Annotated in this window: 19 protein-coding genes; 11 read left to right on the forward strand and 8 right to left on the reverse strand. The window is 62.2% G+C overall.

All coding sequences use genetic code 11. The features are described from left to right. Positions 1–59: 59 nt before the first annotated feature. A complete protein-coding gene (locus tag PspS04_RS22050) occupies positions 60–1,088 on the forward strand; it encodes an IS110 family transposase (protein WP_159997777.1) in 1,029 nt (342 codons plus the stop codon). 344 nt (positions 1,089–1,432) lie between these two features. On the opposite strand, the gene PspS04_RS22055 is transcribed toward PspS04_RS22050, so the two are convergent. Together PspS04_RS22055 and PspS04_RS22060 are read right to left on the reverse strand one after the other, a co-directional pair. Further along, positions 1,433–2,098 carry a Pr6Pr family membrane protein gene (locus tag PspS04_RS22055; RefSeq protein WP_159997779.1) on the reverse strand — a complete coding sequence of 222 codons (666 nt, stop codon included), beginning with the start codon at positions 2,096–2,098 and terminating at the stop codon, positions 1,433–1,435. Between the two features lie 9 nt (positions 2,099–2,107). Continuing rightward, positions 2,108–2,338: a VF530 family DNA-binding protein gene (locus tag PspS04_RS22060; protein WP_095166001.1), complete on the reverse strand. Its 231-nt coding sequence runs from the start codon at positions 2,336–2,338 to the stop codon at positions 2,108–2,110. Between the two features lie 279 nt (positions 2,339–2,617). Between PspS04_RS22060 and PspS04_RS22065 the strand changes: the two genes are divergently transcribed. The 7 genes from PspS04_RS22065 to cmoB all read left to right on the forward strand — a co-directional run bounded on the left by PspS04_RS22065 (position 2,618) and on the right by cmoB (position 12,493). After that, the gene (locus PspS04_RS22065; protein ID WP_159997781.1) at positions 2,618–4,000 is read left to right on the forward strand and encodes a carbohydrate porin; all 1,383 of its coding nucleotides are present in this window, start codon (positions 2,618–2,620) and stop codon (positions 3,998–4,000) included. A gap of 224 nt (positions 4,001–4,224) precedes the next feature. Continuing rightward, positions 4,225–6,633, forward strand: coding sequence for a glucose/quinate/shikimate family membrane-bound PQQ-dependent dehydrogenase (locus PspS04_RS22070; RefSeq protein ID WP_095166004.1), 2,409 nt, complete (start codon positions 4,225–4,227; stop codon positions 6,631–6,633). A gap of 353 nt (positions 6,634–6,986) precedes the next feature. Continuing rightward, positions 6,987–9,416, forward strand: a complete 2,430-nt coding sequence (gene lon, locus PspS04_RS22075; RefSeq protein WP_159997783.1) for an endopeptidase La — start codon at positions 6,987–6,989, stop codon at positions 9,414–9,416. Between the two features lie 181 nt (positions 9,417–9,597). After that, complete coding sequence (locus PspS04_RS22080; RefSeq protein WP_095166008.1) at positions 9,598–9,990, forward strand: protease inhibitor I42 family protein; 393 nt, start codon at positions 9,598–9,600, stop codon at positions 9,988–9,990. A gap of 2 nt (positions 9,991–9,992) precedes the next feature. Next, positions 9,993–10,628: a lysoplasmalogenase gene (locus PspS04_RS22085; protein WP_159997785.1), complete on the forward strand. Its 636-nt coding sequence runs from the start codon at positions 9,993–9,995 to the stop codon at positions 10,626–10,628. 168 nt (positions 10,629–10,796) lie between these two features. Next, the gene (gene cmoA / locus PspS04_RS22090; protein WP_095166012.1) at positions 10,797–11,540 is read left to right on the forward strand and encodes a carboxy-S-adenosyl-L-methionine synthase CmoA; all 744 of its coding nucleotides are present in this window, start codon (positions 10,797–10,799) and stop codon (positions 11,538–11,540) included. After that, positions 11,537–12,493 (forward strand): tRNA 5-methoxyuridine(34)/uridine 5-oxyacetic acid(34) synthase CmoB, encoded by a 957-nt coding sequence (gene cmoB / locus PspS04_RS22095; protein WP_159997787.1) that lies wholly within the window; start codon positions 11,537–11,539, stop codon positions 12,491–12,493. The genes cmoA and cmoB overlap by 4 nt, the downstream gene beginning before the upstream one ends. Positions 12,494–12,619: 126 nt before the next feature. Here cmoB and tadA read toward each other — a convergent pair whose 3' ends face one another. The 6 genes from tadA to PspS04_RS22125 all read right to left on the reverse strand — a co-directional run bounded on the left by tadA (position 12,620) and on the right by PspS04_RS22125 (position 19,424). Then, positions 12,620–13,117 carry a tRNA adenosine(34) deaminase TadA gene (gene tadA, locus PspS04_RS22100; RefSeq protein WP_095166016.1) on the reverse strand — a complete coding sequence of 166 codons (498 nt, stop codon included), beginning with the start codon at positions 13,115–13,117 and terminating at the stop codon, positions 12,620–12,622. Continuing rightward, the gene (locus PspS04_RS22105) at positions 13,117–14,493 is read right to left on the reverse strand and encodes a multicopper oxidase family protein (protein WP_095166140.1); all 1,377 of its coding nucleotides are present in this window, start codon (positions 14,491–14,493) and stop codon (positions 13,117–13,119) included. Before PspS04_RS22105 ends, tadA begins: the two co-directional genes overlap by 1 nt. 216 nt (positions 14,494–14,709) lie before the next feature. Beyond that, positions 14,710–16,287: a glutamine-hydrolyzing GMP synthase gene (gene guaA, locus PspS04_RS22110; protein WP_095166018.1), complete on the reverse strand. Its 1,578-nt coding sequence runs from the start codon at positions 16,285–16,287 to the stop codon at positions 14,710–14,712. A gap of 99 nt (positions 16,288–16,386) precedes the next feature. After that, on the reverse strand, positions 16,387–17,856 hold the full coding sequence (guaB, locus tag PspS04_RS22115; protein WP_095166020.1) for an IMP dehydrogenase: 1,470 nt from the start codon (positions 17,854–17,856) through the stop codon (positions 16,387–16,389). A 116-nt stretch (positions 17,857–17,972) separates the two neighbouring features. Beyond that, positions 17,973–18,521 carry a sugar ABC transporter ATPase gene (locus PspS04_RS22120; RefSeq protein WP_159997789.1) on the reverse strand — a complete coding sequence of 183 codons (549 nt, stop codon included), beginning with the start codon at positions 18,519–18,521 and terminating at the stop codon, positions 17,973–17,975. Positions 18,522–18,656: 135 nt separating this feature from the next. Continuing rightward, positions 18,657–19,424 carry a sulfite exporter TauE/SafE family protein gene (locus PspS04_RS22125; protein WP_159997791.1) on the reverse strand — a complete coding sequence of 256 codons (768 nt, stop codon included), beginning with the start codon at positions 19,422–19,424 and terminating at the stop codon, positions 18,657–18,659. Between the two features lie 99 nt (positions 19,425–19,523). Here PspS04_RS22125 and PspS04_RS22130 point away from each other — a divergent pair, with 99 nt between their 5' ends. Genes PspS04_RS22130 through PspS04_RS22140 form a run of 3 tightly spaced genes read left to right on the forward strand, consistent with a single transcriptional unit; the run spans position 19,524 to position 22,668 of the window. Beyond that, positions 19,524–20,420 (forward strand): LysR family transcriptional regulator, encoded by an 897-nt coding sequence (locus PspS04_RS22130; protein ID WP_159997793.1) that lies wholly within the window; start codon positions 19,524–19,526, stop codon positions 20,418–20,420. A 43-nt stretch (positions 20,421–20,463) separates the two neighbouring features. Beyond that, positions 20,464–21,843: an exodeoxyribonuclease VII large subunit gene (gene xseA / locus PspS04_RS22135; protein WP_159998906.1), complete on the forward strand. Its 1,380-nt coding sequence runs from the start codon at positions 20,464–20,466 to the stop codon at positions 21,841–21,843. A 3-nt stretch (positions 21,844–21,846) separates the two neighbouring features. After that, the gene (locus PspS04_RS22140) at positions 21,847–22,668 is read left to right on the forward strand and encodes a peptidoglycan DD-metalloendopeptidase family protein (protein ID WP_159997795.1); all 822 of its coding nucleotides are present in this window, start codon (positions 21,847–21,849) and stop codon (positions 22,666–22,668) included. Positions 22,669–22,729 lie beyond the last annotated feature (61 nt).

Consider the following 22,729-nt stretch of genomic DNA (forward strand, 5'->3'; position numbering starts at 1 on the left):
CGCCGCCCCCAGTGATAGCCCACTAAGCTTTCACTGGGGGCTCACCGGAGACCATTCTCATGAACAAAGTAGCTATCGCCGCCATCGACCTGGGTAAAAACTCCTTTCATCTTCACGCCCAAGATGAACGAGGTCATGAGCTTTACCGCAAAAAATTCACTCGCGTAGCACTTGTCCAACATTTGGCCAATCTCGAGCCCTGCACAGTTGTGATGGAAGCCTGTGGCGGCGCTCACTTCATGGCGCAGCAGGCTGCAAAGTTTGGACACACGGCAAAGCTGATTGCGCCGCACCTTGTGCGCCCTTATGTCAAAAGCAACAAAAACGACTTCGCCGATGCCGAGGCGATTTGCGAGGCGGCAACCCGTCCAACGATGCGTTTTGTTCCTGCCAAAACACAGGCTCAACAGGCGCTGGCCATGCTCAATTCAACGCGTGATTCGTTCATCAAAGACCGTACCGCGACCGTCAATCGGATTCACGCAGCACTCCTGGAAGTCGGGATCAGCTTGGCTCCGGGGTTCAAGTCGATCAACGAGCTCACGGCGCTGCTTGAGGCGAGTTCACTTCCCGATCCGATCAAAAAGCTGCTGATACGGATGCATGACCACTTTGATTACTTGCACGAACAGATCAAATCCTTGGACAAAGAACTGGAATGCCAAGCCGCTGAAGATGATCTGGCTGCTCGTTTGATGACAATCCCGTGCGTCGGCCCGATCACCTCCAGCGCCTTGGCTGCCGAGTTGGGTGATGGCAAGCAGTTCAAATGTGGCCGAGGCTATTCAGCCTCGATCGGCCTGGTCCCCAAACAGCATTCAACGGGCGGGAAAACTGTACTTTTAGGTATCAGCAAACGTGGAGACAGAAACCAGAGACGGCTGCTGATCCAGTGCGCCCGAGTTTACTTGATGCATCTGGATCGACAGAAAGGCGTGCTGGCGGAGTGGGTCCGCCATTTGATAGCGACCCACCATCACTCCAACCACGTGGTCTGCGCGCTAGCCAACAAGTTGGCGAGGATCGCTTGGGCAATTGCGGCACACCACACTGTATTCGATGCGGGGCCAAGCGCGATGAACGCCTGACCCCGCTGTCACCCGAGCACCAACCCACCTGGTTTTGCGATGCTGGATAACTGATGACGTGAACGGCCAACCGGCCTGACGACAACCCTGGGCTCCCACACGGCTGAAAGGCCGTTTCACTAATCAGGATCGTTGGGCATCGATTCTCATCGAGGCGCGGGGTAGCACCCCCACTCAGACGCCGGATAGATGAAAGCAAGCCAAACACGACATCAAAAACAGTATTGCAGAAAAGGGGGTAACCATAGATGTGGGAGCGAGCTTGCTCGCGATGGGCGTCAACGATAACGCGCGCTCCCTGATTCCCCACGGCGGGCTCAGTTTTTTCGCGAGCAGGCTCGCGCCTACACACGTGATCCCCGTCGTGCGCGCCAGCGATCCAGCCCCAGCACCACCAACGCCACCACGACAAACCCGAGCAGGATCCCCGAGGCGTTGAGAAACACCTGGGGATAACCGAGCTTTTCCACATCGACAAAGGGATAAGGGTAAATCCCCAGCGAGCGCCCCCGCAGCAGGACATAGGCAAAGTACAGCAGCGGGTAGATCACCCACAGGCCGATATGCCCCAGGCGCAAGTGGCCCTTGGGCACACAGCGCCACCAATAGAGCACAAACAGCAGCGGCATCACGTCGTGCAGCAACTCATCAGCGATCAATTGCCAACCCTGCGGGTGCCACAGGTGGCGCAGCAACAGGCTGTAGGCCAGGCCGACTACGCTGATGCTGACCGCGATGCCGCTGCTGACCCACGACTGCAACAGAAACGTCCGTCCGCGAGACTGCTGGCTCGTGGCTGCACTGGTCAGCACTGCGGCCACCAGGGTATTGGTCAGTACCGTGAAATAACTGAAGTAGCTCACCAGGCCGCCGAGCAAACTGGCCTCGACACTCCAGCGTCCATAAAACACCAGGTACAGCTGGATGCTCAGGCCCAGCCAACCGAGTACGGCAGCCAGGCGAATGCACTGGCGTTCGACGGGCGAACCTCGCGTCAGCTCGACAGCCATGGACATTCCTTAGAGCGGGCGTTTGGTGCGCATCAGCTTCACATAGAGCTTTTCGACCTTCTCGCGGGCCCAGGGGGTCTTGCGCAGGAAAGTCAGGCTCGACTTGATGCTCGGGTCGCTCTTGAAGCAGCGAATGTCGATACGCTCGGCCAGCCCCGACCATTCGTAGTGTTGAACCAGCGCATTGAGGATCTGTTCAAGCGTCACGCCATGCAGCGGGTCAGTGGTGTGTTCGGTCATGCCGGGCCTTTGAACCTAATCAGGATGGGAAGGCGCGCACCTTAGCCGAGGGGGACAGCGGGTGGAAGGATTCTGTGCGCTCTGGGGTAAATGTAGGTCACCTGACCGGCTGCGTACGACTGTTACCGAATCCGAAAGGAAGCATGTCGAGAAAAGCCCTTTCTCTATTTGTAACAGATCATTATCCTTACGCCCTTAAGCTGAAACGCTTCCGCTGCCGGCCGCAGCTCTTACCCGCGCAGCTCACTCCCTTAGAAAAAGACCCAGAATTTCTTCTTTATGCCTTACTTGCAGATCTCCAGAGACAGCGCTGTCTCAACACCGGCTGCGCGCCGTAAAACCCTGAACCTGATCGGCGGCTTCACCGCCCTGGGTCTTGCCAACTGCGTTCAGGCCGCCCCGGCGTTCGATAGCCAATCGCCGTGGATGCTCGGCGATTGGAACGGCACGCGCACTGAACTCGCGCAACAAGGCTACGACTTCAAGCTCGACTACACCGGCGAAATGGGCAGCAACCTGCACGGCGGCTACGACCACGATCGCACTGCGCGCTACAGCGACCAGTTCGGCCTGGGCACCCACCTGGACCTGCAAAAGATCCTCGGCTGGGACGACGCCGAGTTTCAACTGACCATCACCAAGCGCAGCGGCAACAACATCAGCAACGACCGGATCAACGATCCACGGGTCGGCGGCTTCACCTCGGCCCAGGAAGTCTGGGGCCGGGGCCAGACCACACGCCTGACGCAGATGTGGTACCAGCAGAAATTCCTCGACCAGAAACTCGATATCAAGGCCGGCCGGTTCGGCGAAGGCGAGGACTTCAACAGCTTCCCCTGCGACTTCCAGAACCTGGCGTTCTGCGGCTCTCAGGTCGGCAACTGGGCTGGCGGCATCTGGTACAACTGGCCGGTCAGCCAGTGGGCACTGCGGGTCAAGTACCACCTGAGCCCGGAGGTCTACGCGCAGATCGGCGCCTATGAGCAGAACCCGTCCAACCTGGACAAGGACAATGGCTTCAAGCTCAGCGGCAGTGGCACCCAGGGCACCGTGGTCCCGGTGGAACTGGTGTGGACCCCGAAATTCAATGGCCTGCCGGGTGAATACCGCGCCGGTTACTACTACAGCAGCGCCAAGGCCAGCGATGTCTACAAGGACAGCAATGGCCAGCCCGCCGCCCTGAGTGGCGAGGCTTATCGCAGCTCGTCGAGCAAGCATGGGGTGTGGCTGGGTATCCAGCAGCAAGTGAGCAGCGTGGCCAGCGACAACTCGCGCGGCCTGAGCCTGTTCGCCAACGGCACGATGCACGACAAGAAGACCAACGCGATCGACAACTACGTGCAGGCCGGCCTGGTCTACAAAGGCCTGTTCGATGCCCGCGCCAAGGATGACATCGGCTTTGCCATGGCCCGCGTCCACGTCAACCCGGCCTATCGCAAGAATGCCGAGGCCAGCAACCAGGCCCGCGCGATGTTCGATTACGACAACCCGGCCTACCTGCCGCCGCAAGACACCGAATACAGCGCCGAACTCTATTACGGCGTGCACCTGACCAACTGGCTGACGGTACGTCCGAACCTGCAGTACATCCGCCATCCCGGTGGCGTGAACGATGTGGATGACGCGCTGATTGGCGGCATCAAGGTGCAGTCGTCGTTCTGACCCGAGCTACAAACCCTGTAGGAGCGAGTGCCCGCTTGCGGCCCGCTCGCGATGGATCCGAAAGCTACGCGGGGTGTCAGGCACCCACCGTCATCGTTCACGCCCATCGCGAGCAGGCTCGCTCCTACAGGGATCACCGTTTTTATCTGAACCACGCCCGCGCACGATCGTCATCTACAGTGAACTTGCGCAAGGCTACTTAAAACGTCACGGAGAATCGCACTATGAGCACTGAAGGTGCTTCAAGTCCAAGCCGCCTGATGCCGAGCCTGCTCGGTATCCTGCTGCTGCTAATGGGCCTGGCCTTGTTGGCCGGGGGGATCAAGCTGAGCATGCTTGGCGGCTCGTTGTACTACCTGCTGGCCGGTATCGGCCTGGTGCTGACCGGCATTCTGCTGCTGGCCGGCCGTCGTGCAGCCTTGGGCCTGTATGCACTGGTGCTGCTGGCCAGTACTGCGTGGTCGTTGTGGGAAGTTGGCCTGGACTGGTGGCAACTGGTGCCGCGGCTGTCGCTGTGGTTCGCCCTCGGCATCGTCCTGCTGCTGCCGTGGTTCCGCCGTCCGCTGCTGCGCCAGGGCCCTGCGCCGCTGGGCACCGCCGCCTTGAGCGTGGCCGTGGTCCTGGCCGGCGCCGCTGCTGTGGGCAGCCAGTTCACCAACCCGGGCGAAGTGCTCGGTGAGCTGGGGCGCGACAGTGCCGACACCACCAACACCGCACCGACCATGCCTGACGGCGACTGGCAGGCCTATGGCCGCACCGAGTTCGGTGACCGCTACTCGCCGCTCAAGCAGATCACCCCGGACAACGTCGGCCAGTTGCAGGAAGCCTGGCGCATCCGCACCGGCGACCTGCCAACCGCCGGCGACCCGGTGGAGCTGACCAACGAAAACACCCCGCTCAAGGTCAACGGCATGCTCTATGCCTGCACCGCCCACAGCAAGGTGTTGGCGCTGGACCCGGACACCGGCAAGGAAATCTGGCGCTTCGACCCGCAGATCAAGAGCCCGGTAGGCTTCAAGGGCTTCGCCCACATGACCTGCCGTGGCGTTTCCTACTATGACGAGAACGCCTACGCAGCCGCTGGCGCTTCTGCGACCGTGATCTCCGACGCCGGCAAGGCCGTGGCCCAGGCTTGCCCGCGCCGCCTGTACCTGCCGACCGCCGACGCCCGCTTGATTGCCCTGAACGCCGACACCGGCAAAGTCTGCGAAGGCTTCGGCAACCAGGGCGTGGTCGACCTGACCACCGGTATCGGCCCGTTCACCCCGGGCGGCTACTACGCCACCTCGCCAGCAGCCATCACCCGTGACCTGGTGATCATGGGCGGCCACGTTACCGACAACGAGTCGACCAACGAGCCGTCCGGCGTGATCCGTGCTTTCGACGTCCACGACGGTCATCTGGTGTGGAACTGGGACAGCAACAACCCGGACGCCACCGAGCCATTGCCGGCGGGCGAACACTACAGCCGCAACTCGGCGAACATGTGGTCGCTGGCCAGCGTCGATGAAAAACTCGGCATGGTCTACCTGCCACTGGGCAACCAGACTCCAGACCAATGGGGCGCCGACCGCACCCCGGGCGCCGAGAAATACAGCGCCGGCCTGGTGGCCCTGGACCTGGCCACCGGCAAGGTGCGCTGGAACTACCAGTTCACCCACCACGACCTGTGGGACATGGACGTTGGCAGCCAGCCAACCCTGCTGGACATGAAAACCGCCGACGGTATCAAGCCGGCACTGATCGCGCCAACGAAGCAGGGCAGCCTGTACGTGCTGGACCGTCGCGACGGTACGCCGATCGTGCCGATTCGTGAGATCCCTGTGCCGCAAGGCGCGGTCCCGGGCGATCGCACCGCACCGACCCAGGCCCGTTCGGACCTCAACCTGCTGGCCCCGGAACTGACCGAAAAAGCCATGTGGGGCGCCAGTCCGTTCGACCAGATGCTGTGCCGCATCCAGTTCAAGGAACTGCGCTACGAAGGCCAATACACCCCGCCGTCGGAACAGGGCAGCCTGATCTACCCGGGTAACGTAGGTGTGTTCAACTGGGGCGGCGTGTCGGTCGATCCAGTGCGCCAGATGCTGTTCACCAGCCCGAACTACATGGCCTTCGTCTCGAAAATGGTGCCCCGCGCCCAAGTGGCGGCCGGCAGCAAGCGCGAGAGCGAAACCGCCGGGGTGCAACCGAACACCGGCGCACCTTACGCGGTGATCATGCACCCGTTCATGTCGCCGTTCGGCGTACCCTGCCAGGCTCCGGCCTGGGGCTACGTGGCTGGCATCGACCTGACCACCAGCAAAGTGGTGTGGAAACGCAAGAACGGCACCAGCCGCGACAGCTCGCCACTGCCTATCGGCCTGCCGATCGGCGTACCAAGCATGGGCGGCTCGATCGTCACTGCCGGCGGCGTCGGCTTCCTCAGCGGCACCCTGGACCAGTACCTGCGCGCCTATGACGTCAACACCGGCAAGGAACTGTGGAAATCCCGCCTGCCAGCCGGCGGCCAGGCCACGCCAATGACCTACACCGGCAAGGACGGCCAGCAATACGTCCTGCTGGTAGTGGGCGGCCATGGCTCCCTGGGCACCAAAATGGGCGATTACGTCATCGCCTACAAACTGCCGAAATAAGCTGCATCGGCCGTAACCAGAAGGCGACTACCGCAGGGTAGTCGCCTTTTTTGTGCCTACCCACATCACAACCCGCGAGGCTTCGTTCGGCTGCGCAGCAGTCGTCTGAATCGCCATCAAGGCCTGGCGAGGACTGCGTCCTCGAACGCAGCCTCGCGGGCTCGGCAGCTGCTACGGGGGATTGGGGGTCATGTCGATATCTACGGTGTGGCGCAGATCGCCAGGAAGTGCAACGCAGCAACGGATCTGCCCCCCCCAAGTAACAACCCGCTTACCAAACAAACACCCCCCACCATTGAAACCACCCGCCACCTGCCCCATCTAACTCCCATACCCCATTGCGCAGGTGCCCCATGAGCGACCAGCAAGCATTCCCCGAAGACCCCAGCGAATACGCCGACCCGGAAAACGCCGAACACCCCGAACACCACGCCTCCTCCGGCACCGGCCTGGCCCTGCCCGGGCAGAACCTGCCGGACAAGGTCTACATCATCCCGATCCACAACCGGCCATTCTTCCCGGCCCAAGTCCTGCCGGTGATCGTCAACGAAGAACCCTGGGCTGAGACCCTGGACCTGGTCGCCAAGTCCGAGCACCACTCGCTGGCGCTGTTCTACATGGACACCCCCCAGGAAGACCCACGGCATTTCGACACCAGCGCCCTGCCGCTATACGGCACCCTGGTCAAGGTCCACCACGCCAGCCGCGAAAACGGCAAGCTGCAGTTCGTCGCCCAGGGCCTGACCCGTGTGCGCATCCGCACCTGGCTCAAGCACCATCGCCCACCGTACCTGGTGGAAGTCGAATACCCGCACCAGCCCAGCGAGCCGACCGACGAGGTCAAGGCCTATGGCATGGCGCTGATCAACGCGATCAAGGAACTGCTACCGCTCAACCCGCTGTACAGCGAAGAGCTGAAGAACTACCTCAACCGCTTCAGCCCCAACGACCCGTCGCCGCTGACCGACTTCGCCGCCGCCCTGACCTCGGCTACCGGTAACGAATTGCAGGAAGTGCTCGACTGCGTGCCCATGCTCAAGCGCATGGAAAAAGTCCTGCCGATGCTGCGCAAGGAAGTCGAAGTCGCGCGCCTGCAGAAAGAAATCTCCGCGGAAGTGAACCGCAAGATCGGCGAACACCAACGCGAGTTTTTCCTCAAGGAACAACTCAAGGTGATCCAGCAGGAGCTGGGCCTGACCAAGGATGATCGCAGCGCCGACGTCGAGCAGTTCGAGCAACGCCTGACGGGCAAGGTCCTGCCGCCCCAGGCGCAAAAACGCATCGAAGAGGAAATGAACAAGCTGTCGATCCTCGAGACCGGCTCCCCCGAATACGCCGTGACCCGCAACTACCTGGAGTGGGCGACGGCCGTGCCCTGGGGCGTGTACGGGAAAGACAAGCTCGACCTCAAGCACGCACGCAAGGTGCTCGACAAACACCATGCCGGCCTCGATGACATCAAGGACCGGATCCTCGAATTCCTCGCGGTCGGCGCCTACAAGGGCGAGATCGCCGGCTCCATCGTGTTGCTGGTAGGCCCGCCGGGCGTGGGCAAGACCAGTGTCGGCAAGTCCATCGCCGAATCCCTGGGGCGGCCGTTCTATCGTTTCAGCGTCGGCGGCATGCGTGACGAAGCCGAGATCAAGGGCCACCGTCGCACCTACATCGGCGCCCTGCCGGGCAAGCTGGTACAGGCGTTGAAAGATGTCGAAGTGATGAACCCGGTGATCATGCTCGACGAGATCGACAAGATGGGCCAGAGCTTCCAGGGCGACCCAGCCTCGGCGCTGTTGGAAACCCTCGATCCGGAACAGAACGTGGAATTCCTCGACCACTACCTGGACCTGCGCCTGGACCTGTCGAAAGTGTTGTTCGTGTGCACCGCCAACACCCTGGATTCAATCCCCGGGCCGTTGCTCGACCGCATGGAAGTGATTCGCCTGTCCGGCTACATCACCGAAGAAAAAGTCGCCATTGCCAAGCGCCACCTGTGGCCCAAGCAACTGGACAAGGCCGGCGTGGCGAAAACCAGCCTGTCCATCAGCGACAGTGCACTCAAGGCCTTGATCGATGGCTATGCCCGCGAAGCCGGGGTGCGCCAGTTGGAGAAACAACTGGGCAAACTGGTGCGCAAGGCGGTGGTCAAGCTGATGGACGATCCGCAGCAAGTGATCAAGATCGGCCCCAAGGACCTTGAGGCCTCCCTGGGCATGCCGGTGTTCCGCAACGAGCAAGTGCTGTCGGGCACCGGGGTGATCACGGGCCTGGCCTGGACCAGCATGGGCGGCGCCACCCTGCCGATCGAAGCCACCCGCATCCACACCCTCAACCGTGGCTTCAAGCTCACCGGGCAACTGGGGGACGTGATGAAGGAATCGGCAGAAATCGCCTACAGCTACGTCAGCTCCAACCTGAAGTCGTTTGGCGGTGACCCGAAGTTCTTCGACGAAGCTTTCGTGCACTTGCACGTACCGGAAGGTGCGACTCCAAAAGACGGCCCTAGCGCCGGAGTGACCATGGCCAGCGCCCTGCTGTCCCTGGCACGCAACCAGCCACCGAAAAAAGGCGTGGCCATGACCGGTGAACTGACGTTGACCGGGCACGTGCTGCCGATTGGCGGGGTGCGCGAAAAAGTGATTGCCGCACGCCGACAGAAGATCCACGAACTGATCCTGCCGGAACCCAACCGTGGCAGTTTCGAAGAATTGCCCGATTACCTGAAAGAGGGCATTACCGTGCACTTTGCCAAGCGTTTTGCCGACGTGGCCAAGGTGTTGTTCTGACAACTGTGTAACGCCTGGACTGACGCCATCGCGGGCAAGCCCGCTCCCACAGGTTACTGCAATCCTTGTGGGAGCGGGCCGGGCGGCGGCACTGACAACCCTATCCAGGCCTAACGGTCACATTTTGTCTCATCTTCAGTTATGCTCGCCGTTCGTCGCGAATTCCGGAGTGCCTGACTTGATGTCCCCCACCCGCCTGCTATTGCCCTTGAGCCTTGCCTTGCTGACGGCCTGCGCCTCGCAGCCGAAACAGAACCTGACCGTGGAGCAGCAGAGCCAATGCCCGGTGCAACTGCACAACGGGCAAAACCTGATCCTGACCTTGCCGAGCAACCCGACCACGGGTTATCGCTGGGCGATCCAGGATTCGGCCGGCGGTGTGTTGCGGGCCATCAGCCCCGAGGTCTACACCAACCCGGAAAACAGCGGCCTGGTGGGCAGCGCGGGGCAATCGACCTGGCGCTTCCAAGCCTTCACCAGCGGTAACGGGCGCTTGCGCCTGACTTCACAGCAGCCGTGGGCACCGGAAGTCGAGCCGGTAGAGATTTTCGACTGCGCAATCGTGGTGAACTGAGCATGGGCTGGCTGATTCTGGCATTGATGGGAGCCGTCACGTTCCTCTATGGCGTGAGTGTGCATGCCGAACTGCTGTGCCTGTTGGTCAAGCCGCTGCCGGTGCTGGCCCTGCTGGGTTGGTTGCACGATGCACCGCCCAGCGACTACCGGCGCTGGGTCAGCCTGGGCCTGATCTTTTCCCTGCTGGGCGATGTGCTGCTGGCCTGGCCCGGCGACTTGTTCGTGTTCGGCCTCGGCGCATTCCTGGTGGCCCACCTGGCCTACCTCAAAGCCTATCTGAGCGATTGCCGGCGCCTGGCCCCTGGGCCCTTGCTCCTGGCGCTGCTGGTCGGCGCACTGCTGCTGGGGATCCTGATCGCCCATGGCCTGGGGCCGTTGCTGATTCCGGTGATCGTCTATGGCACGGCCATCAGCGCCATGCTCTGGCGCGCCCTGGCCCGCCTGGGCACCGACGTGCCGAAACGCTCGGCACTGTTGGCCGCTGGCGGCGCCCTGGCCTTCGTGTTCTCCGACAGCGTGATCGGCATCGACCGTTTTGCCATGCCCTTCGCGGCCGCGCCGTATGTGATCATCCTCAGTTACTGGCTGGGGCAATGGGGCATCGCCGCGTCGGCGTTCCACACACGAACGCGCTGAATTCATCGCGAGCAGGCTCGCTCCCACACGTACGGTGTTTAGCCTGTGGGAGCGAGCCTGCTCGCGATACGCCAATACCTGCCAGGGCGCTTTATCAGACAAGCCGCGCATCTGCGCGCCAACTTGGCTAAAATGCCGGCCTTTTCCAATTCCGCCGCTGGAACCGCCGTGAGCAAAGAACCCGATCGCCTTTTCGCCCAGCCTTTGGCCCAGGTACCCGACTTCGCCTTTAACGAGGATGTGGTGCGAGTGTTCCCGGACATGATCAAGCGCTCGGTGCCGGGTTACCCGACCATTGTCGAAAACCTCGGTGTGCTGGCGGCGCAGTTTGCCCAGCCAGACAGCGTGCTGTACGACCTGGGGTCATCCCTCGGCGCGGTGACCCAGGCCCTGCGCCGGCACGTGCGTACGGACGGTTGCCGGGTGATCGCGGTGGATAACTCCGCCGCCATGGTCGAACGCTGCCGTGAATACCTCAACGGCCAGGACTCGATGTTCCAGGAACTGCTGCCGGTGGAGGTGATCGAGGGTGACATCCTGGCCCTCGAATTCAAGCCGGCCTCGGTGGTGGCGCTGAACTTCACCCTGCAGTTCATCGCCCCTGAACAACGCCTGGCCCTGCTCGGGCGTATCCGTCAGTCGTTGTTGCCCGGCGGCGCGCTGATCCTCTCGGAAAAACTGCGCTTTGCCGATGCCCAGGAGCACCAGCTGCTCGGCGACCTGCACATCGCGTTCAAGCGCGCCAACGGCTACAGCGAACTGGAAATTGCCCAGAAGCGCAGCGCCATCGAAAACGTCATGAAGCCCGACAGCCTCGAAGAACACACCGAACGCCTGCTGGCCGCCGGGTTCTCGAAAGTCGTGCCGTGGTTCCAGTGTCTTAACTTTGCCTCGTTGATTGCCTTGCCATGATTGATCTGTCTCCCCTCGCCCGCCGCCTGGCCGGCACGCCGCTGGCCGACTGGGCTAACACCCTGCAAGCGCAACTCGACGTGAAAATGGAGAAGGGCCACGGTGACCTGGAGCGCTGGCAAAGCGCGCTGGACGCCTTGCCGAAGATCCAGCCAAGCGAAGTCGATTTGCTCAACGGCCTGAAGCTGGACACCGATTGCGACGATGCAACCCGCGCGCAAATGCGCACGGCCCTGATGGGCCTTTCACCATGGCGCAAAGGGCCGTTCGACCTGTTCGGCGTGCACGTCGACACCGAATGGCGTTCGGACTGGAAATGGTCGCGGGTCGCCCCGCACCTGGACCTTGTGGGCAAACGCATCCTCGATGTCGGCTGCGGCAATGGCTACTACATGTGGCGCATGCTCGGCGCCGGGGCCGACAGTGTGATCGGCGTCGACCCCAACTGGCTGTTCTTCTGCCAGTTCCAGGCCGTGCAGCGCTACCTGTCCGAGCCCAATGCCTGGCACCTGCCGTTCCCGTTCGAAGACTTGCCAGCGAACCTGGAAGGCTTCGACACGGTGTTCTCCATGGGCGTGTTCTACCATCGCCGCTCGCCGATCGAGCATTTGCTGGCGCTCAAGGATTGCCTGGTCAAGGGCGGGGAACTGGTGCTCGAAACCCTGGTGATCGAGGGCAACGAGCAGCAGGTACTGGTGCCGGAAGACCGTTACGCGCAGATGCGCAACGTCTGGTTCCTGCCTTCGGTTCCAGCATTGATGCTGTGGCTGCGCCGCGCCGGGTTCAGCGACGTGCGCTGCGTGGATGTCAGCACCACCACGGTCGAGGAACAGCGCGGGACGGAGTGGATGAAGTATCAGTCGCTCAGTGATTTCCTCGATCCCGAGGATCACAGCAAGACCGTTGAAGGCCTGCCGGCGCCGATGCGCGCGGTGATTGTGGCCAGGAAGTAACCCGATCTTCCTGACACAAAAAAAACTGTGGGAGCGGGCTTGCCCGCGATAGCGGACTAACATTCAACATCTTCGTTGACTGAAAGGGCCTCATCGCGGGCAAGCCCGCTCCCACAGGGTTAGTAGTTATTCTGAAGATTTAGCTCTGCGGGCCTTGAAGAACTCGCTCAACACCGTCCCGCATTCCTCGGCCAGGACTCCGCCTTCGTACAGCACCCGGTGATTCAAAAAGCCCTGGGTGAAAAACTGCCCCTGGCTCTGCACGATCCCGGCCTTGGGCTCCAATGCGCCGTATACCACCCGAGCGATGCGCGAGTGGACGATCAGCCCGGCGCACATGCTGCACGGCTCCAGCGTCACGTAGAGGGTGCTGCCGGGCAGGCGATAGTTGTTCAGGGCCTGGGCGGCGGCGCGGATCGCGACCATTTCGGCGTGGGCGCTGGGGTCGCTGCCACTGATCGGGCAGTTGAAGCCGCGCCCGATGATCTCCCCGTCCTGCACCAGCACCGCACCCACCGGTACCTCGCCGAGGGCCGCTCCCTGGGCCGCCAGCAGCAGGGCTTCGCGCATAAAGTGCTGGTCACGGCTGCGGTCGATAATGGCGCTCGGGCGAATCTGGCGCATCACTTCACCTCGATCGCGGCCATCAGGCCGGTTTCCATGTGGTCGATCACATGGCAATGGAACATCCACACCCCAGGGTTATCCGCCACCAGCGCCACTTGCGCGCGCTCGTTTTTGCCCAGCAGGTAAGTGTCGGTGAAGTACGGGATCACCTTGTGCCGGTTCGAGGCAATGACCTTGAAGCTCATGCCGTGCAGGTGGATCGGGTGTTGGTACTGGGTCATGTTCTTCAATTCGAAAATGTAGCTTTGGCCTAGCTTGAGCGTAGCAATCGGGCGGTCGGCGCAGGTCTTGTCGGTGATGTCCCAGGCCTGGCCGTTGATCTGCCACAGGCTGGGGGGCTTGCCGTTTTCGACATTGACCGAGACCGAACCGACCCACTCGAAGTTGAAGTTGAGCTTCTGCGCAGTGGCCATGTCCGGCTCGGCAACCGGGTTGGCGGGCAGCGCCGGTGGCCACTCACCCGGTGCATCCGTGTTGGCCACCGAACGCAGGGTGCCCAGGCGCACAGGGCCGTTGCGCAGGGACAACTCAGTGCCCGCTGGCGGTGCCTTGATCGCCAGGCAGATGCGCATGCCCGGACCGAGCCAGTACTCCTTGCCCAGCGGCCGCGGCTGTACCGGGTTGCCATCCAGCGCGTAGATCTGCGCCTCGACCCCGGGAATGTTGATGCGATAGGTCAGGGTGTTATCGAGGTTGAGCAGGCGCACGCGAGTGATCTGCCCGGCAGGCAAGTCGATGACGGGCAACGGCACGCCGTTGATGGTCGACAGGCGCCCCGCCGTGCCGCCACGGGCCGCTTCCCGGGGGATGCTGAACTCGACAAAGTTGCCTTGTTCATCGATGTGCCAGTTTTTCAGGCTCAGGGTTTGTTCGTACTTGAAGCCGGTGGGCTCGCGCTCCTCGACAATCAACGGCCCGACCAGGCCGCGACCCAGCTCCTCGCTGCTGCTGACGTGCGGGTGGTACCAGTAGCTGCCGGCATCCGGCACGCGGAACTTGTAGTCGAAATACTCGCCCGGCAGCACCGGAAGTTGCGAGACGTAGGGCACGCCATCCATCTCCAGAGGCAGGCGGATGCCGTGCCAGTGAATGGTGGTCGCCACCGGCAGGTGGTTGATGAAACGCACCCGCAGCCACTCGCCCTGGCGCACCCGCAGTTCGGTCCCAGGCGCCGAAGGGCCAAAGGCCCAGGCCTGGGTCTTGTGCCCGGGTACCAGCTCCACGTCCAGCGGCGCGGCAATCAGCTCGTAGTCATGCCCGGCATTGGCATCCGCCACTTTCCCCAGCCAGTAACGCGATGCACCACCGGCCCCGACGCCAACCACTGCCAGACCGGCCAGACCACCGAGTATTTGTCGACGGGTAAAGGACATGGACTCAACTACCTCACGTATCTGCCGCAGGCCCAGGGCCCGCAAAAGGCGAATACGATACACCCGCAATTGTGAAAGAAACAGCAAAGCGGACGTGACCACGGGACGCAGGCAAATCAGACGAGCGCCCCCCACAACGCAAAAAGGCCGCATGAACACCAGGTTCACACGGCCTTTTTTGATACCGGCGATCAAGCCATCAAGGCTTGCGCGGGATCATTCCCACTCAATGGTCGCCGGCGGCTTGCTCGACACGTCGTAGGTGACGCGGGAGATGCCTTCGATTTCATTGATGATGCGGCCGCTGACGGTTTCCAGCAGTTCGTAAGGCAGGTGTGCCCAACGCGCGGTCATGAAGTCGATGGTTTCCACGGCACGCAGGGCCACGACCCAGGCGTAACGACGGCCATCGCCAACCACGCCAACCGATTTCACCGGCTGGAACACTACGAACGCCTGGCTGACCTTGTGGTACCAGTCGGCCTTGCGCAGTTCTTCGATGAAGATGTGGTCGGCACGACGCAGCAGGTCGGCGTATTCCTTCTTCACTTCACCGAGGATCCGCACGCCCAGGCCCGGGCCCGGGAACGGGTGACGGTAGACCATGTCGTACGGCAGGCCCAGTTCCAGGCCCAGACGACGGACTTCGTCCTTGAACAGCTCGCGCAGGGGTTCGACCAGCTTGAGGTTCATTTCTTCCGGCAGGCCACCCACGTTGTGGTGCGACTTGATCACGTGGGCCTTGCCGCTCTTGGCGCCAGCCGACTCGATCACGTCCGGGTAGATGGTGCCCTGGGCCAGGTACTTGATGTTGTCCAGATTGTTGGACTGGGCATCAAACACGTCGATGAAGGTACGGCCGATGATCTTGCGCTTCTTCTCTGGGTCGCTTTCGCCAGCCAGGTTGTTGAGGAACTGCTCTTCGGCGTTGGCACGGATCACCTTGACGCCCATGTTCTCGGCGAACATGGCCATCACTTGCTCGCCTTCGTGCAGGCGCAGCAGGCCGTTGTCGACGAAGACGCAGGTCAACTGGTCGCCGATGGCCTTGTGCAACAGCGCGGCAACGACCGAGGAGTCGACACCGCCGGACAGACCCAGCAGCACGTTGTCGGTACCTACTTGGGCACGGATGTTGGCGATGGCGTCTTCGGCGATCTTCGACGGCGTCCACAGGGCTTCGCAACCGCAGATGTCGAGGATGAAGCGCGACAGGATGCGCCCGCCCTGCTTGGTGTGGGTCACTTCCGGGTGGAACTGCACGCCGTAGTAGCCGCGTTCGTCGTTGAACATGCCGGCGATCGGGCAGCTCGGGGTGCTGGCCAGGATGTGGAAGTCTTCCGGCATCTTGGTGACCTTGTCACCGTGGCTCATCCATACGTCGAGGCCGAACAGGCCGTCGGCGTCGATGTGGTCTTCGATGCCGTCGAGCAGGCGGCTCTTGCCGACCACGTCAACGCGGGCATAACCGAACTCACGCAGCTCGGAACCTTCGACCTTGCCACCCAGCTGTTCAGCCATGGTCTGCATGCCGTAGCAGATACCGAAGACCGGCACGCCCAGGTCAAACACCGCTTGCGGGCAGCGCGGGCTGTCGGCGACGTGCACGGACTCGGGGCCGCCGGCGAGGATGACGCCTTTGGGAGCGAACTCGCGAATCGCTTCATCGTCCATGTCGAACGGGTGCAGTTCGCAGTACACGCCGATCTCACGCACGCGGCGGGCGATCAGTTGGGTGTACTGGGAACCGAAGTCGAGGATCAGGATGCGGTGAGCGTGAATGTCGAGGGCCATGATTCAGTCTCGTCTTAGTAATTCAGAAACAGTCTTGATTCAGAAACAACTCGGGGCTGAATAAAACAGCCCCGGTTGCTTGATGATTTGCCTGAAGCCTCAACCTACGCGGTAGTTTGGCGCTTCTTTGGTGATCTGCACGTCATGAACGTGGGATTCGGCCATGCCGGCACCGGTGATCCGCACGAACTCAGGCTTGGTGCGCATTTCTTCGATGTCGGCGCTGCCGGTGTAGCCCATCGAGGAACGCAGGCCGCCCATCAGTTGGTGAATGATCGCGCTCAGGGTGCCCTTGTAAGGAACACGGCCCTCGATCCCTTCCGGAACCAGTTTCTCGGCGCCTGCCGAGGAGTCCTGGAAGTAACGGTCGGAGGAGCCTTGCGCCTGGGACATGGCGCCCAGCGAACCCATGCCGCGATAAGCCTTGTACGAACGGCCCTGGTACAGTTCGATCTCGCCTGGCGCTTCTTCAGTACCGGCGAACATCGAGCCCATCATCACGCAGGACGCACCGGCCACGATGGCCTTGGACAGGTCACCGGAGAAACGGATGCCGCCATCGGCGATCAACGGCACGCCAGTGCCTTCAAGGGCAGCGGCAACGTTGGCGATGGCGCTGATTTGCGGCACGCCGACACCCGCGACGATACGGGTGGTGCAGATCGAGCCAGGGCCGATACCGACCTTGACCGCATCCGCGCCCGCTTCGGCCAGGGCCTTGGCAGCAGCGCCGGTGGCGATGTTGCCGCCGATCACCTGGACTTGCGGGAAGTTCTGCTTGACCCAACGCACGCGGTCGATCACGCCTTTGGAGTGACCGTGGGCAGTGTCGACCACCACCACGTCAACGCCGGCGTTGACCAGGGCTGCGACGCGATCACCGGTGTCTTTACCGGTACCGACGGCAGCGCCCACACGCAGACGACCTTGATCGTCCTTGCTGGCCAGCGGGTAAGCCTTGGCTTTTTCGATGTCGTTGACGGTCATCATGCCTTTGAGGGCAAACTTGTCGTCGACGATCAGCACGCGCTCGATGCGGTGCTTGTGCAGCAGTTCGCGCACGTCGTTCTTGTCGGCGCCTTCCTTGACCGTGACCAGGCGCTCTTTAGGCGTCATCACTTCACGGACAGTGGCTTCCATACGGTTTTCGAAACGGACGTCGCGGGAGGTTACGATGCCGACCAGGTCGCCATCGTGCAGCACAGGAACACCGGAGATGTTATGCAGGCCGGTCAGTTCGAGCAGTTCGCGAACGGTGGCGTCAGCCTCGATGGTGATCGGGTCCTTGACCACACCGGCTTCGTAACGCTTGACCTTGCGCACTTCGGCAGCTTGCTGCTCGATGGTCATGTTCTTGTGGATAATGCCGATGCCACCTTCCTGAGCCATGGCGATTGCCAGACGGGCTTCAGTGACGGTGTCCATGGCGGCGGAAACCAGTGGGATATTCAGCTCGATGCCACGGGTAAGGCGGGTCTTCAAACTGACTTCATTAGGCAGTACTTCGGAATAACCGGGCACTAAAAGAATGTCGTCGAAGGTCAGAGCTTCTTGGCTGATACGCAGCATCGCGGGGGCTCCCGAGCGGGAAATTGGAAGCGCGACATTATAGTCAGACACCCCCTCAGGTTCAATGTAAAACTCTGTCTATTATCGACGCGGTGATCGACGGGGGTTGTTGTCGCCTACAACTCGACCTTGACCCAACTGACCGGCAAGTCCAGCCACTCGGCAAATTCGTCGATAAAGCTCTGCTTGAAGCCGGCCTCGGCCCAGTTGTTGAAGATGAAGCCCAGGTTGGAAAACCCGCACTCCTGCAAGAACAGGAAGCCATTGATGTCGTCTTCATGCCCGCATTCGGGGCAGATGAAGTTGTCGGTGCGCCCGGGCATCCAGTCTTCCAGGCTGTCGAACAGCGCCTCGCCGACTTCCTTGCGGCACTCGGCGCAGCCGGCCTCCTCGAGAAACCCTTTGGCGGGGGTATAGATGCAGCGCTTGGTGATGATTTCCAGGCCGTTGATCGACTCACCGAACGGCAGCGCCTGCGGGTGCAGCACCACGTCGCGCGCGCCGGGGGCAATGGCGTGGGCCATGCGATTGCCAGTGCGCCCGCAGGTTGTGAGTTGTTCTTCGATGATGTTCTTGCGCACCAGCCACCGCACAATCGCCCGCGCCCGGGGTTCGTGCACCGGCAGGGTGGAGATTTTCGGGACGAGGATGCTTTGCGAGTTCATGACGAGTCCTGCTGTATGGCTACTGCCGCCATCGCGGGCGAGCCCGCTCCCACAGGTGATCGAGTCTGATGTGGGAGCGGGCTTGCCCGCGATGACGCCCTAAAGGCCGGCAGCTTAATCCCTGACAGACTCAGGTCAAGTGCTGAAGTAGCGGGTCAGCAAGGCAATCCCGCTGGCCAGCACCAGCCAGGTGACCAACCGCACGAAGGCCTCGCGAGACAACTTCAGGGCCAGGCGCCGGCCGATCCACAATCCCAGCGCCATGGCCGGCAACAGACACAGGGCCAACAGTAACAAGGGTAGCTCGGCGTAGACCCCGGCGATCAGGAACAGGCTCAAGCGCACTAGGGTGCTGCAACTGATCAAGGCACTTTGCGTGGCGCGGGCGGCGTCCTTGGACAGGCGGCTGTTGAGATAAATCGCATACAAAAAGCCGCCACTGCCGAACAACGCGCCAAACAAGCCACCGACCGTGCCCATGGGAATCGCCCAACCGGCGGCCAGCTGCGCCGGGCGTACCTTCACCCATAGGCTGTACATGGCGTAGGCCGTGATGAACAGGCCCATCAATAGCAACAACAGGTCAGACTTGAGGTTCAGCAGGAAGATCACCCCCAGGGTGCAGCCCAGCGCCATGCACGGCAGCAGGCGCAACAACTCCGGCCTGGCCACATCACGGCGCGAGGGCAGCAGGTTGCCGAACGCGGCGACAAAATCCAGCAGGACCAGCAAGGGCACGATTTTCGACAGCGGCAGGAACAGGATCAGGATCGGCCCCGCCACCAGGGCCGTACCAAAACCGGCAATGCCAAACACGATATAGGCCAGGCTGATTGCCAGGGCGATGATCAGCCAGTCCGTGGCGCCGAATGGCCATTGCTGCAATAACTCGATCAGGTTCATCAGGGCTTTCCTTAATTTGGCGCTGATCACTTTAGCCAGCGTGGAGCATTGCGACTAATATCTTCCCGACCCTCAACCCATCTCAAAAAGGCATGGCTTGTGCTTTCGACCCGTCAATTGCGTTACTTCGTGGAAATCGCCGAGTGCGGCAGTTTCAGTGCCGCCGCCGAACGCCTGTTCATCGCCCAATCAGCCCTGAGCCGGCAGATCAAGGACATGGAGAACCGCCTGCAGACCCCGCTATTCGAGCGCACGGCGCGTCAGCCACGGCTCACCGCCGCCGGTCAGGCTTTCCTGCCTCGGGCCGCAAGCCTGCTCAGTGAACTGCTCAAGGCCAGTGAGATGGCGACGCAGGTCGGCAACGGCCAACTCGGCACCTTGCGCCTGAGTCACTCCAGCACCGTTCCCATGAGTGGCCGGGTGCTGCGCGGCATCAGCGCTTACCTGGAGCAGCAGGTGGACGTGTCGATGGACATCGTCAAGCTGTCCTCCGAGGCCCAACTGCAGGAACTCGCCGAGGGCCGCCTGGACGTTGGCCTGCTGCGCCTGCCCGTGCTGCGCCAGCGCGAAGGGGTGCAGATCATCGAGCTGTACCGCGAACGCTTGCTGCTGGCGGTGCCGCCTGGGCATGCATTGGCGCGCAATACACCCGAACAAGGCATCGAGCTGGGGCAACTGAGGGAGTTGCCGTTCATCTCCATTCCGCACCCGCAACGCGGCGGCTTGAGTTACCTGTCCGCCGAGCTGTGCATGCGCCAGGGTTTCTTTCCCAAGGCCGCGCGGGTGGTGTCGCGCAAAACCACCCAGTTGCAATTGATCCAGGCCGGGTTCGGCATTGCCCTGCTCCCGGAATCGATGCAGGACATCGCGCCGCCGGACATTCACTTCCTGCCCTTGGCCGACCCGGATTGCTACAGCAGCGTCGCCCTCGCCTGCCGGCAAGATCCCAGCGCGCTGGTCGAGCAATTCGTTGAACACATCAGCCGGCCGACGTAGGGGATCGTGCATTGCGCGGGAGATTGGCTTTATCATGCGCCCCATGATTAAAGATCCCTTTGCAAGACTCGGCCTGGACCGCGAAGTCCTCACCGTCAGCCAACTCAATGGCCGCGCGCGGGTGCTGCTCGAAGACGTGTTCAGCAACATCTGGGTCGAAGGCGAAATCTCCAACCTCGCCCGCCCGGCATCGGGCCATGTGTACTTCACCCTCAAGGACAGCGGCGCCCAGGTGCGTTGCGCGCTGTTCCGGCAGAACGCCGCACGGGTGCGCCAGGCTCTCAAGGATGGCCTGGCCGTCAAGGTGCGGGGCAAGGTCTCGCTGTTTGAAGGACGCGGCGACTACCAGCTGATTCTCGATACTGTCGAGCCCGCTGGCGAAGGTGCACTGCGCCTGGCATTCGATGCACTGAAGGAAAAGCTCAGCGCCGAAGGCCTGTTCAGCGCCGAGCGCAAAGTGCCGCTGCCGGCCCATCCGCAACGCATTGGCATTATCAGTTCGCCCACCGGCGCGGTGATCCGCGACATCATCAGCGTGTTCCGCCGCCGTGCGCCCCAGGTGTCGCTGACCCTGATCCCCACCGCCGTGCAAGGCCGCGAGGCCACCGCGCAGATTGTCCGCGCCCTGCAACTGGCCGACGCCAGGGGTTTTGACGCCTTGATCCTGGCCCGGGGCGGCGGCTCGCTGGAAGACCTCTGGTGCTTCAACGAGGAAGCCGTGGCCCGTGCCGTGGATGCCTGCGTCACGCCAATCGTCAGCGCCGTCGGGCATGAAACCGATGTGTCGATCAGCGACTTTGTGGCGGACGTCCGTGCGCCCACGCCGTCGGCCGCCGCCGAACTGCTGGCACCGGACTCCAGCGACCTGCTGCGCCGGGTCGAAAGCCTGCATCGGCGCCTGGTGATGCGCATACGCGACCGCCTGATGCGCGATCGCTTGCGCCTGGAAGGCATGTCCCGCCGCCTGCGCCATCCGGGTGAACGCCTGCGCCAACAAGCACAACGCCTCGATGACCTGGACATGCGCCTGCGTCGAGCCTTCGAGCGCAGCCTCAACACCCGCCGCGAACGCTTGATCCGCCTGGAAACCCGCCTCGCCGGGCAACATCCGGGGCGGCAACTGGCATTGCTGCGCCAGCGCCTGGATAGTTTTGCCGAACGTTTGCCCCGGGCCATGCGTGAAGGGCTCAAATCCCGGCGCCTGCAGTTGCAAAGTCAGGTCCAGACCCTGCAGGTGGTCAGCCCGCTCGCGACACTGGCCCGTGGCTACAGCATTTTGCTCGATGAACGTGGCAATGCGATCCGCAGCGCCGGACAAACCCATACCGGCCAGCGCCTGACAGCCAAGCTGGGCGAAGGCCAATTGCAGGTCCGGGTCGAAGACAATCACCTGACACCCGTCACCCTTTCTCTACTGGATTGATCGATGCCGCGTTTTTTTGCTCCGCTGCTGCTGTTATGCCTGACCTTCAACGCCCACGCCGACAGTTACATCACCCGCCTGCTGAACAAGCCAGTGCCGGGTGGTGTGGCGGTGGTCGACCTCGGTTCTGCGGCGCAGGCGCCCAAAGCCAGCTACCAGGGCAAGCCGGTGTTGGTGGTCAAGGAACAGAACAACTGGCTGGCGATTGTCGGCGTGCCCCTGACCGTCAAGCCGGGTACCCAGCAAATCAGCAGCGCGGGACGCAACTTGAGCTTCGCGGTGGGTAACAAGAAATACCCGGAACAACGCATCACCCTGAAAAACACCCAGCAGGTCAACCCCAACCCGGCCAACCTCAAGCGCATCGAGAGCGAGCTGGCCGTGCAGATCCAGGCTTACCGCACTTTCAGCCCCAATACCCCGAGCAACCTGCTGCTGGACAAACCGGTCAACGGGCCACTGTCGAGCAAGTTCGGCGTGCGCCGTTTCTTCAACGGTGAAGAGCGCAATCCCCACTCGGGCCTGGACTTCGCCGTACCCGCCGGGACCCCTATCAAGACCCCGGCCAATGGCAAGGTGATCCTGATCGGTAACTACTTCTTCAACGGCAATACCGTGTTCGTCGACCACGGCCAGGGCTTCATCAGCATGTTCTGCCACATGTCGAAGATCGACGTGAAGCTCGGCCAGACGCTGGCACGTGGTGCTGTGGTCGGCAAGGTCGGCGCCACCGGCCGCGCGACCGGTCCGCACATGCACTGGAATATCAGCCTGAACGATGCGCGGGTTGACCCGGCGATTTTCATTGGGGCATTCCAGCCCTGATGGATTGGTGAGGCTAGCGGCCTCATCGCCAACTTTCAATTGCGCATTGCTCCACCCCTAC

It is taken from the genome of Pseudomonas sp. S04 (assembly GCF_009834545.1).
GTDB lineage: Bacteria > Pseudomonadota > Gammaproteobacteria > Pseudomonadales > Pseudomonadaceae > Aquipseudomonas.

What these genes read in the sequence shown, in the direction of transcription:
- tadA (WP_095166016.1), bottom strand. Translation starts at nt 13,117, where the DNA reads ATGCGCCAGATTCGCCCGAGCGCCATTATCGACCGCAGCCGTGACCAG.
- xseA (WP_159998906.1), top strand. Translation starts at nt 20,464, where the DNA reads ATGATTAAAGATCCCTTTGCAAGACTCGGCCTGGACCGCGAAGTCCTC.
- PspS04_RS22085 (WP_159997785.1), top strand. Translation starts at nt 9,993, where the DNA reads ATGGGCTGGCTGATTCTGGCATTGATGGGAGCCGTCACGTTCCTCTAT.
- guaB (WP_095166020.1), bottom strand. Translation starts at nt 17,856, where the DNA reads ATGCTGCGTATCAGCCAAGAAGCTCTGACCTTCGACGACATTCTTTTA.
- PspS04_RS22105 (WP_095166140.1), bottom strand. Translation starts at nt 14,493, where the DNA reads ATGTCCTTTACCCGTCGACAAATACTCGGTGGTCTGGCCGGTCTGGCA.
- lon (WP_159997783.1), top strand. Translation starts at nt 6,987, where the DNA reads ATGAGCGACCAGCAAGCATTCCCCGAAGACCCCAGCGAATACGCCGAC.
- PspS04_RS22070 (WP_095166004.1), top strand. Translation starts at nt 4,225, where the DNA reads ATGAGCACTGAAGGTGCTTCAAGTCCAAGCCGCCTGATGCCGAGCCTG.
- PspS04_RS22140 (WP_159997795.1), top strand. Translation starts at nt 21,847, where the DNA reads ATGCCGCGTTTTTTTGCTCCGCTGCTGCTGTTATGCCTGACCTTCAAC.
- PspS04_RS22080 (WP_095166008.1), top strand. Translation starts at nt 9,598, where the DNA reads ATGTCCCCCACCCGCCTGCTATTGCCCTTGAGCCTTGCCTTGCTGACG.
- cmoB (WP_159997787.1), top strand. Translation starts at nt 11,537, where the DNA reads ATGATTGATCTGTCTCCCCTCGCCCGCCGCCTGGCCGGCACGCCGCTG.
- PspS04_RS22125 (WP_159997791.1), bottom strand. Translation starts at nt 19,424, where the DNA reads ATGAACCTGATCGAGTTATTGCAGCAATGGCCATTCGGCGCCACGGAC.
- PspS04_RS22120 (WP_159997789.1), bottom strand. Translation starts at nt 18,521, where the DNA reads ATGAACTCGCAAAGCATCCTCGTCCCGAAAATCTCCACCCTGCCGGTG.
- PspS04_RS22050 (WP_159997777.1), top strand. Translation starts at nt 60, where the DNA reads ATGAACAAAGTAGCTATCGCCGCCATCGACCTGGGTAAAAACTCCTTT.
- guaA (WP_095166018.1), bottom strand. Translation starts at nt 16,287, where the DNA reads ATGGCCCTCGACATTCACGCTCACCGCATCCTGATCCTCGACTTCGGT.
- PspS04_RS22055 (WP_159997779.1), bottom strand. Translation starts at nt 2,098, where the DNA reads ATGGCTGTCGAGCTGACGCGAGGTTCGCCCGTCGAACGCCAGTGCATT.
- PspS04_RS22065 (WP_159997781.1), top strand. Translation starts at nt 2,618, where the DNA reads ATGCCTTACTTGCAGATCTCCAGAGACAGCGCTGTCTCAACACCGGCT.
- PspS04_RS22060 (WP_095166001.1), bottom strand. Translation starts at nt 2,338, where the DNA reads ATGACCGAACACACCACTGACCCGCTGCATGGCGTGACGCTTGAACAG.